Source organism: Actinotalea solisilvae (assembly GCF_016464425.1).
GTDB lineage: Bacteria > Actinomycetota > Actinomycetes > Actinomycetales > Cellulomonadaceae > Actinotalea > Actinotalea solisilvae.
This window is the reverse complement of the sequence record NZ_JADDKQ010000029.1, coordinates 21477-35551: the sequence shown is the minus strand read 5'-3', so window position 1 is coordinate 35551 and position 14075 is coordinate 21477. Positions and strand designations below refer to the sequence as shown.

At 76.5% G+C, this 14075-nt stretch carries 16 protein-coding genes; 10 read left to right on the top strand and 6 right to left on the bottom strand.

Annotation, left to right across the window (positions count from 1 at the left end):
* Positions 1-38: 38 nt before the first annotated feature.
* Positions 39-1367 (top strand): histidinol dehydrogenase, encoded by a 1329-nt coding sequence (gene hisD, locus JIG38_RS18835; RefSeq protein ID WP_199425195.1) that lies wholly within the window; start codon positions 39-41, stop codon positions 1365-1367.
* Between the two features lie 39 nt (positions 1368-1406).
* Here the strand turns inward: hisD and JIG38_RS18830 are convergent, their stop codons facing one another.
* Positions 1407-3599, bottom strand: a complete 2193-nt coding sequence (locus tag JIG38_RS18830) for a RecQ family ATP-dependent DNA helicase (protein ID WP_307845028.1) — start codon at positions 3597-3599, stop codon at positions 1407-1409.
* 64 nt (positions 3600-3663) lie between these two features.
* On the opposite strand from JIG38_RS18830, the gene JIG38_RS18825 reads away from it, so the two are divergent.
* The 8 genes from JIG38_RS18825 (at position 3664) to JIG38_RS18790 (ending at position 9694) form a co-directional block, all read left to right on the top strand.
* Positions 3664-4500: an alpha/beta hydrolase gene (locus JIG38_RS18825; RefSeq protein WP_199425193.1), complete on the top strand. Its 837-nt coding sequence runs from the start codon at positions 3664-3666 to the stop codon at positions 4498-4500.
* Positions 4501-4576: 76 nt separating this feature from the next.
* Entirely contained in the window at positions 4577-5206 is a 630-nt protein-coding gene (locus tag JIG38_RS18820) for a YgjV family protein (protein WP_199425192.1), read from the top strand.
* An 82-nt stretch (positions 5207-5288) separates the two neighbouring features.
* The gene (locus JIG38_RS18815) at positions 5289-6389 is read left to right on the top strand and encodes a histidinol-phosphate transaminase (protein ID WP_307845027.1); all 1101 of its coding nucleotides are present in this window, start codon (positions 5289-5291) and stop codon (positions 6387-6389) included.
* Positions 6386-7021 carry an imidazoleglycerol-phosphate dehydratase HisB gene (gene hisB / locus JIG38_RS18810; RefSeq protein WP_199425191.1) on the top strand — a complete coding sequence of 212 codons (636 nt, stop codon included), beginning with the start codon at positions 6386-6388 and terminating at the stop codon, positions 7019-7021. The genes JIG38_RS18815 and hisB overlap by 4 nt, the downstream gene beginning before the upstream one ends.
* Positions 7018-7497 (top strand): hypothetical protein, encoded by a 480-nt coding sequence (locus JIG38_RS18805; protein WP_199425190.1) that lies wholly within the window; start codon positions 7018-7020, stop codon positions 7495-7497. The genes hisB and JIG38_RS18805 overlap by 4 nt, the downstream gene beginning before the upstream one ends.
* Before the next feature lie 99 nt (positions 7498-7596).
* Entirely contained in the window at positions 7597-8238 is a 642-nt protein-coding gene (hisH, locus tag JIG38_RS18800; protein WP_199425189.1) for an imidazole glycerol phosphate synthase subunit HisH, read from the top strand.
* 8 nt (positions 8239-8246) lie between these two features.
* On the top strand, positions 8247-8975 hold the full coding sequence (gene priA, locus JIG38_RS18795; RefSeq protein ID WP_199425188.1) for a bifunctional 1-(5-phosphoribosyl)-5-((5-phosphoribosylamino)methylideneamino)imidazole-4-carboxamide isomerase/phosphoribosylanthranilate isomerase PriA: 729 nt from the start codon (positions 8247-8249) through the stop codon (positions 8973-8975).
* Complete coding sequence (locus JIG38_RS18790) at positions 8975-9694, top strand: SseB family protein (protein WP_199425187.1); 720 nt, start codon at positions 8975-8977, stop codon at positions 9692-9694. Before priA ends, JIG38_RS18790 begins: the two co-directional genes overlap by 1 nt.
* A 20-nt stretch (positions 9695-9714) precedes the next feature.
* Here JIG38_RS18790 and JIG38_RS18785 read toward each other — a convergent pair whose 3' ends face one another.
* The 3 genes from JIG38_RS18785 to JIG38_RS18775 form a co-directional block, all read right to left on the bottom strand.
* Positions 9715-10230: a spore germination protein GerW family protein gene (locus JIG38_RS18785; protein WP_199425186.1), complete on the bottom strand. Its 516-nt coding sequence runs from the start codon at positions 10228-10230 to the stop codon at positions 9715-9717.
* Positions 10231-10297: 67 nt separating this feature from the next.
* On the bottom strand, positions 10298-11068 hold the full coding sequence (locus JIG38_RS18780) for a S1C family serine protease (RefSeq protein WP_199425185.1): 771 nt from the start codon (positions 11066-11068) through the stop codon (positions 10298-10300).
* Entirely contained in the window at positions 11065-11556 is a 492-nt protein-coding gene (locus tag JIG38_RS18775) for a hypothetical protein (protein WP_199425184.1), read from the bottom strand. The genes JIG38_RS18780 and JIG38_RS18775 overlap by 4 nt, the downstream gene beginning before the upstream one ends.
* Positions 11557-11647: 91 nt before the next feature.
* On the opposite strand from JIG38_RS18775, the gene JIG38_RS18770 reads away from it, so the two are divergent.
* A complete protein-coding gene (locus tag JIG38_RS18770; protein WP_199425183.1) occupies positions 11648-12010 on the top strand; it encodes a hypothetical protein in 363 nt (120 codons plus the stop codon).
* A gap of 47 nt (positions 12011-12057) precedes the next feature.
* On the opposite strand, the gene JIG38_RS18765 is transcribed toward JIG38_RS18770, so the two are convergent.
* Entirely contained in the window at positions 12058-12444 is a 387-nt protein-coding gene (locus tag JIG38_RS18765) for a DUF1844 domain-containing protein (RefSeq protein ID WP_199425182.1), read from the bottom strand.
* Between the two features lie 84 nt (positions 12445-12528).
* Positions 12529-14025 carry a catalase gene (locus JIG38_RS18760; RefSeq protein WP_199425181.1) on the bottom strand — a complete coding sequence of 499 codons (1497 nt, stop codon included), beginning with the start codon at positions 14023-14025 and terminating at the stop codon, positions 12529-12531.
* Positions 14026-14075 lie beyond the last annotated feature (50 nt).

The following is a 14075-nucleotide window of genomic DNA, read 5'->3' as shown; positions in this document are numbered from 1 at the left end:
CCGGGCGGCGCCGGTCGCGCCGCACCTAGAATCGCGGCGTGATCTCCCGCATCGACCTGCGTGGTCGCACCCTGACCCCCCGCGAGCTGACCGCGACGCTGCCGCGCCCCGAGCTCGACGTCGCGGGCGCCGCCGAGCGCGTCGCCCCGATCCTCGAGGACGTGCGCGCACGCGGCGCCGCGGCGCTGCGGGACCTCGGCGAGCGGTTCGACGGCGTGCGCCCGGACCACCTGCGCGTGCCGGCGCAGGCGCTGGCCTCGGCCCTCGACACCCTCCCGGGCGAGGTGCGCGCCGCCCTCGAGGAGGCCGTCCGCCGCGTGCGGACCGTCCACGCCGCGCAGGTCCCGGCCCCGATCGCGGTCGACCTCGGACCAGGCGCCCAGGTGCGTCAGCGCTGGCTGCCGGTGCGGCGCGTGGGGCTGTACGTCCCGGGCGGCCTCGCGGTCTACCCGTCGTCCGTCGTCATGAACGTCGTCCCCGCCCAGGAGGCCGGCGTCACGTCGCTCGTCGTGACGAGCCCGCCGCAGAAGGACAACGGGGGCCTGCCGCACCCGACCATCCTCGCGGCGTGCGCGCTGCTGGGCGTGACCGAGGTGTACGCCGTGGGCGGCGCGCAGGCGGTCGCGATGCTCGCGTACGGGGCCGTGGGGGAGGACGAGCGCGACGGCGACGTCCTGTGCGAGCCCGTCGACGTCGTCACCGGTCCCGGCAACCAGTACGTCACCGCGGCCAAGCGCCTCGTGCGCGGCGTCGTCGGGATCGACTCCGAGGCCGGGCCGACCGAGATCGCGATCCTCGCGGACGCGACCGCCGACCCTGCGCACGTCGCGGCCGACCTGGTGTCCCAGGCCGAGCACGGACCGACGTCGGCGTCGGTGCTCGTCACGGACGCCCCCGGGCTCGCGGACGCGGTCGAGCGGCTGCTGCCCGAGGTCGTCGCCGCGACGCGGCACAGCGAGCGCGTCGCGACGGCGCTCGCCGGCCCGCAGTCGGCCGTCGTCCTCGTCGACGACGTCGAGCAGGGCCTCGCGGTGGTCAACGCCTACGGCGCCGAGCACCTCGAGATCCAGACGGCCGACGCCGCGCGCGTCGCCGACCGCGTGACGAGCGCGGGGGCGATCTTCGTCGGGCCGTGGTCGCCGGTCTCGCTGGGCGACTACATGGCCGGCTCCAACCACGTGCTGCCCACGGGCGGGTGCGCGCACTACGCGAGCGGGCTCGGCGTGCACAGCTTCCTCCGGCCGGTCCAGGTCGTCGAGTACGGCGCCGCGGCGCTCGCCGAGGTCGCCGACCGCATCGTGGCGCTCGCGGGCGACGAGGACCTGCCGGCGCACGGCGAGGCGGTCCGGGCCCGCTTCCCGGGCTGAGGCCGGGACCACGGAGGACGAGGGCTGCTCGGCGGGCCCTCAGCCGACCGCGAGCGCGAACGGGTGCACCGCGGCCGCGCCGGCCTGCCGCAGGAGCCGGGCCGCGACGGTCGCGGTCCAGCCCGTGTCATAGCGGTCGTCCACCAGCACCACGGTCCGGCCCGGCAGACCCGACAGGGCGGCGGGTCCGAGGTCGAGCTCGAGGCGTCGGTGGACGTCGGCGAGGCGCTGGGCGCTGTTGACGTCGTGCCGCGGCGCGCCCGCGTCCGGCGCCGGCGCGACCGCACCGACGACCGGCACCCCGAGCCGGCGCGCGACGCCCGCGGCGAGGCTCTCGACGAGCAGCGGACGGGACGCCGAGCGGAGCACCACGACGCCGTCCACGTGCCCGAGGCCCCACGCGTCGAGCACCTCGGTCACCGGGGCCCGCAGCGCGGGCGGCACCGGGCCGTCGGGCGGCGCCTCCGGCCCGACGGCGAACAGGGCGCGGAGCGCGCCGCCCCAGCCCAGCGCGTCCAGCCGTGCGACCGCGCGACCGGGCGCGGCGCCCTCGTCCGCGGCGATCCGACCCGCGAGGGGCACGCCGAGCGCGCCCATGCCGCTGGGCCACTGCCGGCGCGGCGTGAGCTCCACCCCGGGGACCGAGAGCGCGCCTCGCGCCGCCGCGACCTCTCTGTCGTCCGGGACGGCGTCGTGCGTCGCGCCCGTGCAGCGGTCGCAGCGTCCGCAGGTCCAGCCGGGCTCGAGCGCGGCGTCGTCGAGCGCGGCCCGGAGGAACGCCATCCGGCAGCCCGGCGTCGCGACGTAGTCGAGCATCGAGCGCGCCTCGGCGTCGCGCGTCGCGGCGACGCGCGCGTACCGCTCCGCGTCGTAGGACCAGGCCTCGCCCGTCGAGCGCCACCCGCCGCGCACGCGCTGCACCGCGCCGTCGACGTCGAGCACCTTGAGCATCGTCTCGAGGCGACCGCGGCGCAGGCTCACGCGCGGCTCGAGCGCGGCGGTCGAGACCGCGCCGCCGTCCTGCTCGAGCACCGCGAGCGTCTCGCGCACGTCGCGCTCGGGCGGGAACGCCATGGAGGCGAACCAGTCCCAGATCGCGCGGTCGTCCCGGCCGGGCAGCAGCACGACGTCGGCCCGCGCGGTCGCGCGCCCCGCGCGCCCCACCTGCTGGTAGTACGCGATGGGCGACGCCGGCGCGCCGAGGTGGACGACGAACGCCAGGTCGGGCTTGTCGAACCCCATGCCCAGCGCCGACGTCGCCACGAGTGCCTTGACCCGGTTGTCGAGCAGGTCCTGCTCGCACTCGAGGCGCTCGGCGGGCTCGGTCTGGCCGGTGTACGCGCGCACCGGCAGCCCGACCGAGCGCAGGTGGGCCGCGACCTGCTCCGCGGCCGCGACCGTGAGGCAGTAGACGATGCCCGAGCCGTCGAACCGGGGCAGGTTGTGCGTGAGCCAGGCGAGCTGGGACGCGTGGTCGGGGAGCTCGCGCACGGCGAGCGCGAGGCTCTCGCGGTCGAGCGACCCGCGCAGGACGAGGACGTCGTCCTCCGCGCCCGGGCGCAGGCCCGCGGCCAGCTGCTCGGCGACGTCGCGCGTCACGCGCTCGTTCGCGGTGGCGGTCGTCGCGAGGACCGGCGTGCCCGCCGGCAGCTCGGTGAGGAGCGTGCGGATCCGGCGGTAGTCGGGCCGGAAGTCGTGCCCCCAGTCCGAGACGCAGTGCGCCTCGTCGACCACGAGGAGCCCGGCGTCGTCGGCGAGCCGGGGCAGGACCTCGTCGCGGAACCCCGGGTTGTTGAGGCGCTCGGGGGACACGAGGAGCACGTCGGTCTCGCCCGCGGCGACGCGCTCGTGGACCGCCTCCCACTCGTCGGTGTTGGCGGAGTGGATGGTCTCCGCGCGGATGCCCGCCCGCCGCGCCGCGTCGACCTGGTTGCGCATGAGCGCGAGGAGCGGCGAGACGATCACCGTCGGGCCGGCCCCCCGCGCGCGCAGCAGGGCCGTGGCCACGAAGTACACGGCGGACTTGCCCCACCCGGTGCGCTGGACGACGAGCGCGCGTCGCCGGCCGGAGACCAGCGCGTCGATCGCTACCCACTGGTCCTCGCGCAGCCGCGCGTCGTCGCGCCCCACGAGACGCCGGAGCGCCGCCTCGGCCTCGGCGCGCAGGTCCGCGGGGTCGGCGCCGGGAGCGACGGGGTCGGCAGCGGACGCGGGGCGGGGAGGGGTCGGCACCGCGCCAGTGTGCCAACACCCGCCCACACGCCCACCACGTCGTGCACAGGAGCAGACTTCCCCCATGCGCTCCCGACCCCGCGCCGTCGTCCCCGTCGCCCTCGTGGCGACCGCAGTCCTGGCGGCCTGCTCGCCGTCCGCGCCCCCGTCGTCGCCCGCGGCGGACGCCGCCGAGCCGGGGGAGTACCGCCCCGGGCGTGCCGCGTCCACCGACCTCCCGGCGGGCGACCCGGACGCCGTCGTCGTCCTCGTGCCGGGCGGCGGGTGGGCCACGGCGAACCCCGGCGGCCTCGCGCCGCTCGCGGACGCGCTCGTCGCGGACGGCCTCGCCGTCGTGACGATCACCTACGGGACCAGCTCCACGGACAGCGCCTACCCCGAGCCCGCCGACGACGTCGTCTGCGCGATCGCCTACGCGGCGACGCAGGTGCCGGACGTGCCGGTCGTCGCCGTCGGCCACTCGGCGGGTGCCCACCTCGCGCTCCTCGCCGCGCTCGCGCCCGAGCGCGCGATCACGGGCGAGCCGTGCCCGCACCCCGCGCACCCCGCCGACGGCGTCGTGGGGCTCGCGGGGCCGTACGACGTCACGCGGACGGGCGGCATGGCGCGGGACCTGTTCGGCGCGAGCCAGACGGACGCGCCCGAGGCGTGGGCGGACGGCAACCCGCTCACGTGGGCCGCCGCTCGCCCGGACCTGCCGGTCCTCCTCGTGCACGGCGACGCGGACGACGTCGTGCCGACCTGGTTCACGACGGACCTCGCCGCCGACCTCGAGGCCGCCGGCCACGACGTGCGGACGGAGCTGCTGCCGGGCGTCGACCACATGCAGGTCATCCGGCCCGAGGTGGTGGGCGACCTCGTGGCGGGGTGGGTGCACGAGGCGGTGCCGGCGCGCCCCTAGGATCGTCGGTTGTCGTCGACGACGCGTGCGCGGGTGCCCGCGCGGTCGCGGGTCGACCGGGACCAGGAGGACTGTCGTGCCGCTGCTCGAGGTCGTGGGCTGGGTGGGGTCGGCGCTGCTCGTCGTGTCCCTGCTGCAGACGCGCGTCATGCGTTTCCGCGTGCTCAACACCGTCTCGTGCGTCGTGCTCATCGGCTACAACGCCGCGGTCGGCGTGTGGCCCATGGCCGCCATGAACGTCGTCCTCGTCGCGATCAACCTCTGGGTCATCGCGCGCATGGTCCGCAGCCGCCACGACGACCGCGCGTACGACGCGGTGCCGATCGCGCTCGACGAGCCGTTCCTGCAGCACCTGCTCGCGCGCCACGCCGAGGACATCCGCACGTTCAACCCCGACCTCCCGGACGACGTCGCCCCCGCGGCCGAGCACGCGTTCGTCGTGAGCACGGACGACACGGTCGTGGGCGTCGTGCTCTCGCGCACCGGTGCCCAGCCGGACGAGCAGCAGGTCGTGCTCGACTACGTCCTGCCCGCCTACCGGGACTTCACGCCGGGCGAGTTCGTCTTCCGGCCCGACGGGCCGTTCGCCGCGCTCGGCACGCGCCGCGTCGTCGCCTCCCCGGGCATGGCCGCCTCCGAGCGGTACCTGCGTGCCGTCGGCTTCGTCGAGCGCGACGGCCGCCGGGTCCTCGACCTCGCGGCGTGAGCCGAGCGCTGCCCGGCGACGACCGCCGCGCGGCCGCGGACACGGCGCGGACGGCGGGCGCGCGCTGGCTACGATCGGGCGCGTGACCCCGAGCCTCCCGCTGCGCCCGGAGCTCCAGGGCCTCGAGCCCTACGGGGCCCCGCAGCTCGACGTGCCAGTCCTGCTCAACGTCAACGAGAACCCGTACGCGCCGTCCGACGGCGTCGTCGCGGACGTCGCCCGCGCGGTGGCCGAGGCGACGCGCGGCCTCAACCGCTACCCGGACCGCGACTTCCTCGACCTGCGCCGGGACCTCGCGACGTACCTCGCGCGCGAGTCGGGCGTCACGGTCGCGCCCGAGGGCATCTGGGCCGCCAACGGCTCGAACGAGGTCATGCTCCACCTGCTGCAGGCGTTCGGCGGGCCGGGCCGGACGGCGCTGTCCTTCGCGCCGACGTACTCGATGTACCCGGAGTACGCACGCGACACGTCCACCGCGTGGGTCACGGCGCAGCGCGCCGAGGACTTCACGCTCGACGTCGACCGCGCGGTGGCGGCCGTCGCCGAGCACGCGCCCTCGGTGGTGCTGCTCGCGAGCCCCAACAACCCGACGGGCACGGCGCTCGCGCCCGCGGCCGGCGAGGCGGTCCTCGCCGCGGCCGCGCGCGTCCCCGGCGGCTGCGTCGTCGTCGTCGACGAGGCGTACGGCGAGTTCCGGCGGGAGGGCACGCCGTCGGCGCTCGAGCTGCTCGCCGACCACCCGCACCTCGCCGTGAGCCGGACGATGTCCAAGGCGTTCGGCCTCGCGGGTGCGCGGCTCGGCTACCTCGCGGCGGCACCCGCGCTCGTCGACGCGCTGCGCGTCGTGCGGCTGCCGTACCACCTCTCGGCCGTCACGCAGGCGGTCGCGCGCGCCGCGCTGGCGCACTCCGACGAGCTCATGGCGCAGGTGGGGTCGCTGCGGGCCGAGCGCGACGCCACCGTGACGTGGCTGCGCGAGCGCGGGCTCACGGTGGCGGAGACCGACGCCAACTTCGTGCTGTTCGGCATGTTCGACGACCGGCACGCGGTCTGGCAGGGTCTGCTCGACCGCGGCGTGCTCATCCGCGAGGTGGGCCCCGACGGCTGGCTGCGGGTCTCGATCGGGACCCCGGCGGAGATGACGGCGTTCCAGGACGCCCTGGTGGAGGTGGCAGGACTGTGACCGCAGCAGCGAGCGACGACGCGACCGGACGCACCCGCAGGACGGCGCGGCTCGAGCGCTCGACGTCCGAGTCGAGCGTCGTCGTCGAGATCGACCTCGACGGCACGGGGCGCACCGAGATCTCGACGAGCGTCCCGTTCTACGACCACATGCTCACGGCCCTCGGCAAGCACTCGCTGATCGACCTCACGGTGCGGGCCACGGGCGACACCCACATCGACGTCCACCACACGGTCGAGGACGTCGCGATCACGCTCGGCGAGGCGCTGCGCGTCGCGCTCGGCGACAAGGCCGGCATCGCGCGCTTCGGCGACGCGCTCGTCCCGCTGGACGAGGCGCTCGCGCAGGCCGTCGTCGACGTGTCGGGCCGCCCGTACCTCGTCCACCAGGGCGAGCCCGCCGGCCAGGAGTACCACCTCATCGGCGGCCACTTCACCGGGTCGCTCACGCGCCACGTCCTCGAGTCGATCGCGCACCACGCAGGCATCTGCATCCACATGCGCGTGCTCGCGGGCCGCGACCCGCACCACGTCGTCGAGGCGCAGTTCAAGGCGCTCGCGCGCGCGCTGCGCGCGGCCGTCGCGCCGGACCCGCGCGTCGAGGGCGTCCCCTCGACGAAGGGCGCGCTGTGAGCGAGGACCCTCAGGCGGCGGCCGGGCCCGACGGCGACGCGCTGCCGGCTGCCGCCGTCGTGCTCACCCAGGTCGCGGTGCCCGAGGGTCTCGCGGCCGCGTGCGCGATGAGCAAGGTGCCCGTCGACGCCGTCCCGACGCCGATCGGCGCGGTCGCCGTGTGCCGCGCGACGGGTGTGGGCGACCCCGAGCTCGTCGCGCAGGTCGTCTCCCAGCTCCTCCAGAACACGCCCGTGCTGCTCGTCACCCAGCGCGGCGGGCGGATGACCGCCGCTCGCTGGAGCGGCGGCAAGCAGGAGGAGGAGCTGTCGCCCGCGCTCGTGCTCGACGGCACGCCGCCCGAGATCGAGCAGCTGCTCCTCGGCCAGGTCGCCGCCGCGGACCTGCCGGGCACGGTGACGTCCGTGGGCATGTCCCGCTGGAAGGCTGCGCGCATCCTCGCGTCGGTCGCGCGCGCGGGTCGCCGGCGGGGCTGACGGGGCCGGCGCGGCCGGTCGCGGCCGCCCGGCGGTGCCCGGGTGGTGCGCGATCTGGACAGGGCGACCCGTCCCGCGGGGCCGCCGTAGGATCGTCCGGTGAGCTCCCCGCGCGTCGTCGTCCTCGACTACGGCTTCGGCAACGTGCGCTCGGCGACCCGCGCGCTCGAGCGCGTCGGGGCCGACGTCGAGCTGACGGCGGACCCGGTGGCCGCGGCGGAGGCCGACGGGCTCGTCGTCCCCGGCGTCGGCGCCTTCGCCGCCGTCATGGCCGGCCTGCGCGCCGTGCGCGGCGACCAGATCATCGACCGGCGGCTCGCCGGCGGCCGCCCCGTGCTCGGCATCTGCGTCGGCATGCAGGTGATGTTCACCGAGGGGGTCGAGCACGGCGAGCGCACCGAGGGCCTGGGGGAGTGGCCCGGCGTCGTCGAGAAGCTCGAGGCGCCCGTCGTGCCCCACATGGGGTGGTCGACGGTCGAGGCGGACGAGGACAGCACGCTGTTCTCGGGAGTCGAGCAGGAGCGCTTCTACTTCGTGCACTCCTACGGCGTGCGGGACATGCCTCCGCTGGGCGGCGGCCGCCTCACGCCCCCGCACGTGACGTGGTCCGAGCACGGCGACCGCTTCGTCGCGGCCGTCGAGAACGGCCCGCTCTCCGCGACCCAGTTCCACCCCGAGAAGTCCGGCGACGCCGGCGCCCACCTCCTCGAGAACTGGGTCACCACCCTGAAGGGACACTGAGCAACCGCATGGACCGACTCCAGCTCCTGCCCGCCGTGGACGTCGCCGACGGGCAGGCGGTCCGCCTCGTCCAGGGCGAGGCCGGCTCCGAGACGTCGTACGGCAGCCCCCTCCAGGCGGCGCTCGACTGGCAGGCCGGCGGCGCCGAGTGGATCCACCTCGTGGACCTCGACGCGGCGTTCGGCCGCGGCTCGAACGCGGAGCTGCTCGCCGAGGTCGTCGGGGCGCTCGACGTCCAGGTCGAGATGTCGGGCGGCATCCGCGACGACGCGTCGCTCGAGCGCGCGCTCGCGACGGGCTGCCGCCGGGTCAACCTCGGCACCGCCGCGCTCGAGGACCCGGAGTGGACCGCGAGCGCGATCGCGCGGCACGGCGACGCGATCGCCGTCGGGCTCGACGTGCGGGGCACGACGCTCGCGGCACGCGGCTGGACGCGCGAGGGCGGCGACCTGTGGGAGGTCCTCGAGCGGCTCGACGCCGCGGGCTGCGCCCGGTACGTCGTGACCGACGTGACCAAGGACGGCACGCTCCGCGGCCCCAACCTCGACCTCCTGCGCGAGGTGTGCGCACGCACCGACGCGCCGGTCGTGGCGTCGGGCGGCATCGCGAGCCTCGACGACATCGCGGCGCTCCGCGGGCTCGTCGGCGAGGGCGTCGAGGGGGCCATCGTCGGGAAGGCGCTGTACGCCGGCGCGTTCACGCTGCCCGAGGCCCTGGACGTCGCCGGGCGCCCGTAGTGGCCGGCCGCGCCCTGCCGGGCACCTCGCCCTACGCGGGCGACGACGGCTCGCCCGACCCCGGCCTCGCTGTGGCGCTCGCGCAGCACGCGTCGGGTGCGCGCGCGGGGGCCGACCTCGTCGCGGCGCTCGCCTCGGCGCGCGTCCTCGTCCCGGTGCTCGTCGAGCTCGAGGTGGGCGGCACCACGCAGGCGGGTCTGCACGTCGACAAGGAGGCGTCGGCGGGCGTCGTCGCGCTGCGCGCGCCCGACGGGCGCACCGCCCTGCCGGTCTTCACCGGGACCGCAGCCCTGGCCGCGTGGCGTGCCGACGCCCGGCCCGTGCCGGCGTCCGCGGCGCGGGCGGCCGCCGCGTGCCTCGAGGAGGGCTGGCACGTGCTCGTCGTCGACCCGGGCGGACCGGTGACCGCCGTCGTGCCCGCGCCCGCCGTGCGCGCGCTCGCCGCCGGCGAGCCGTGGGTGCCCGCGACGGCGGACGGCGTCGTCCGGCCCGGGCTGGTCGAGGGGGTGCGGGCCGCGCTCGCGGGCGTCGGACCCGTCTCGGGCGTCGACCTCGCGCCCGGACGCGGTGCCGAGGTCGCGGTGCTCCTCGGCGTGCGCCCGGGACTCGACCGCGCCGCCCTGGACGACGTGCTGGCCGACGTCGGCCGACTGCTGGCGACGACCTCGCTCGCCGCGGAGGCGGACTCCGTCGAGCTCCGCGTGGTCGCCGCCGGCTGACCGTCGTGCGGCGCGGCCGGTCAGCCGCGCCGGCGGCGGGCGCGCAGGGCCCGGGCGAGCACGAGGACCGCGAGCGCGCCGACGACCTGACTGCCGAGGATCACGCGCCCGAGGTCGAGAGCGGGCCGCCACTCGACGTCGGTCCCGCGCACGACGAACACGCCCAACGGCCGCACGCGGACGCCGAAGCCGCCCCCGCCGCCCGCGCCGGAGCCCTCGCCGCTCGAGCGTGCGGCCTCCGTGCCGGCCCCGAGCTCGCCGGAGCCCCACCCGGACCCGGCGCCGCCCAGGACCCGCGCGACGGGGACGAGCGTCACGCCGTCCTCGCGGATGGGCTCGCCGAAGACGCGCCGCACGTGCAGGGCGTCGCCGGCCACGCGGGTGACGAGCCGGCCGCGGTCGCCGCGCGGGCGACCGCGACCGCCCCGGGCCTTCGCGCCGCGTCGGCGTGCCTCGCGCCCGTGAAGGCCGTCGTCATCGGTCCTGCGCTCGCTGTGCTCGCTGTGCGCGTCCTCGTCGTGCCTGGCGTCGGTCATCTCCGGGCCTCCCTCGTCGGTGCGGGTGGACCGTGCCCGGCGGCCGGGGCCGTGCCGGGCCGGTACGTCAGGGCTCGCAGCCCGCGGTCGGTGTGAACGCCGCCTCGTCCGCGAGCAGCCCGCGCAGCGTGCTCACCGGCACGATGAAGCTCTGCCCCGAGGCGTTCTTGGCGTACACGACGCCGACCACGAGGCCTTCCTCGTCGAGCACCGCCGAGCCCGAGCTGCCGGGCTCGACCGCGGCGTCGGTGACGAGCACCTCGCCCAGGTTCTCGTTGAGCGGGTCGGTGGTCGCTCCGATGACCTGGCCGGTGGTGAGCGTCAGCGCGCCGCCCTGCGGGTAGCCGACCACGGTGACGGCATCCCCGGGGACCGGGTCGCTCGTCGCGAGCTCGGGGAAGCTGGGCAGCTCCTCGGCCGTGCGCACGACGGCGAGGTCGGCGAGGTCCGCCGTGCTCGCCGCGGTGACGTCGACGTCGCGGCCGTCGTACGTGGAGACCTGGAGGTCCGCCGAGTCGGCGACGACGTGCTTGTTCGTGATGAGCGTGGTCGCGTCGATCGCGAACCCGGAGCCGGTCGACAGCGAGCTGCAGCCCACGTTGCGGATCCGGACGGCGAGCCGCTCGACGGCGTCGAACCCGTCGGGGGAGAGGTTGCCCGTGCCCGCCTGCTCGAGGGGCGGCTCGGACGGCACGAAGTCCGTCTGCGCCGGCCCGGGCATGCGGGGCAGGCCGTCGAGCGCGTCGTCGACCGCGGCGCAGCCGACGAGGCTCGCGAGCGCGAGCGCGGTCGCCGTGAGGACGGCGCCGACCCGGCGGGGGCGGACCGCGCGCGTCATCCGGCGAGCTCCCGCTGCAGCGCGGCGTTCGCGTCGGTCGCCTGCTGGCACAGGGCCTGGACGTCCTGGCCGAAGCGCTCGAGCTCGACCGGGTCGTACTGCGAGGCGTTGCGGAGGTAGCCGATGAGCTGGTCCTGCCCCTGGACGCACTGGTCGAGCGCGAGGGCGACGGTGCCGGCGGCCTCGGAGACCCGCTGCTGGTAGTCGACGAGCTGGCGCTGCACCTCGCGGTCGTCGCCGAGCTGGGCCTTCTCGTCCGCGAGCTCGACGATGCGCTCGTTCGCGGTCGCGAGCTGGGCGCGCACGCCCTCCAGCTCGGCCCGCGCACCCTCGAGCTCCGCCTGGGTGGTGGCCAGCGTGCCGCCGAGGCCCTCCGCCGCCTGCCGGTACTCCTCGGCGCGGTCCTCCCACGCCGCCGTCGCGCGGTAGAGGTACACGGCCGCCGCGCCGACGAGCAGGAGCAGGAGCACGAGCACGCCGACGATCACGGCCCGACGGCGGCGCGACCGCCGCGCGGCGCGCTCGGCCTCGGTCGGCGCGGTCGGTGCCCCGGGCGGGGTGGTGACGCCCGGAGCGGCGGTGGCACCCGGGACGACCGAGGCCGCGGGGCCTGCGGCCGCCGAGGACGACGTCGAGGTGGGCAGGGTCGTCGTCCGCGTCGCGCCCGCGGTGGTCGCGGCCGCGGTCGTCGCCGCCGGGCTGGTCGCGGCCGGGCTGGTCGGCGCCGGGCTGGTCGCCGCCGAGCTGGTCGGAGCTGAGCTGGTCGACGCCCCGTGGTCCGACCCGGGGGGCGCACCCGTCGCCGTCGGACCCGCCAAGACCCGGGTGGGCGCAGCCGGTGCCGGGCGCCGCTGGCGCAGCACGCGCGCGAGCCGGCCCCGGGCGGGCGGCTCGGGCGCGCGCGTCTCGGCCGTCGGCGGGTCGGTCATGCCGCCAGGATAGGAGAGTCGTCGCGCGGCGTGACCCGGGTCCGCGTGGCGGTCACCGGCTCAGCGCACCGGGCCCGTGAGCTTCTCGCCCGGACCCTCGCCCGGCGCGTCCGGGATCGGCGACGCCTCGCGGAAGGCGAGCTGGAGCGAGCGCAGGCCGTCGCGCAGCGACCGGGCGTGCTGGTTGCCGATGTCGGGCGCGCTCGCGGTGACGAGCCCGGCCAGCGCGGTGATGAGCTTGCGCGCCTCGTCGAGGTCGGTGAGGTCCCCGCCGCGGACCGTGGCGGTGTCGGGGCTGAGGCCGCACTTCACCGCCGCCGCACTCATGAGGTGGACCGCCGCGGTCGTGATGACCTCGACCGCGTTGACCTCGGCGATGTCGCGCAGCGCGCCGTCGGTCGGGTCGGGCGTGGTCGCGGTCGGTGCGCTCGGGTCGGGCTGACTCATGCGTCGATCCTCTCATCGGCGCGGGGCCCAACCCGGACGCGTGTCCGGGCCGGGCCCCGCGGGTGCCGTCTGGGCGGCTCTCCGTCAGCGGACGGGCAGCGCCGACGTCGCGGGCTGACCGGTCTCGAACGGCGCCGTGCCCGCGAGGGTGGCGCGCAGAGCCGAACCGAGCCCGGCGTCGACCTGCGTCCAGTAGGCGATCGCGCGCTCCCGGATGTCCGCGCTGCGCACCCCGCCCACGTGGCCGGTGATCGTGTCGAGGAAGCGGGCGCGTGCGGCGTCGTCGAACACCTCGCGGTAGAGCGTGCCCGCCTGGCCGAAGTCGTCGTCCTGCGGGTGCAGCGTCGACGCGGCGCGGACCATGGCGCCGTCCGACTCCCAGCCGGACTCGCCCGCGCGCGCCGGGTCGGCGTGCGCCCCGCCGCGCGAGTTGGGCGCGTAGACGGGGACGTCGGGCGCGTCGAAGACGTACCGCGCGGCGCCGTCCTGCGCGGAGGAGTGCACGGGCGCGGCGTGCGGGGCGTTGACCGGGAGCTGCGCGTGGTTCGTGCCCACGCGGTACCGGTGCGCGTCGGCGTAGGAGAAGATCCGCGCGAGCAGCATCTTGTCGGGGCTCGCGGCGATGCCCGGCACGAAGTTCGACGGCGCGAAGGTCGCCTGCTCGATCTGCGCGAAGTAGTTCTCCGGGTTGCGGTTCAGCTCCATGGTCCCCACCTCGATGAGCGGGTAGTCGGCGTGCGGCCACACCTTCGTCAGGTCGAAGGGGTTGAAGCGGTAGCCGGGCGCGTCCGCGTAGGGCATGACCTGGACGGACAGCGTCCACGACGGGAAGTCGCCGCCGTCGATGGCCTCGTGCAGGTCGCGGATGTGCACGTCGGCGTCGGAGCCGGCGAGCTGCGAGGCCTCGTCGGCGGTGAGGTTCCGGATCCCCTGGTTCGTGCGGAGGTGGTACTTGACCCAGAAGCGCTCGCCCTGGGCGTTGATCCACTGGTACGTGTGCGAGCCGAACCCGTCCATGTGCCGCCACGAGGCGGGCAGGCCACGGTCCCCCATGAGCCACGTGACCTGGTGCGCGGACTCGGGGGAGAGCGTCCAGAAGTCCCACTGCATGTCGTTGTCGCGCAGGTGGGAACCCGGCAGCCGCTTCTGGGAGTGGATGAAGTCGGGGAACTTGATGCCGTCGCGGATGAAGAAGACGGGCGTGTTGTTGCCGACCAGGTCGTAGTTGCCCTCGGTCGTGTAGAACTTCAGCGCGAAGCCGCGGGGGTCGCGCCACGTGTCGGGCGAGCCGTTCTCGCCCGCGACCGTCGAGAAGCGCGCGAGCATCTCGGTCCGCACGCCCGGCTGGAAGAGCGCGGCCCGCGTGAACCGGCTGACGTCCTGCGTCGTCGTGAACGTGCCGAACGCGCCACCGCCCTTGGCGTGGACGACGCGCTCGGGCACCCGCTCGCGGTTGAACTGCGCGAGCTTCTCGACGAGGTAGTGGTCGTGCAGGACGATCGGCCCGTCGGCGCCGACGGTGAGGGCGTGGGCGTCCGAGGCGACGGGCGCGCCGGCGGTGGTGGTGGTGAACGGCGTCACGGGGGTCCTTCCGGTCGTGCCGGACCCGGGGTGCGGGCGCGGCGGGGCCG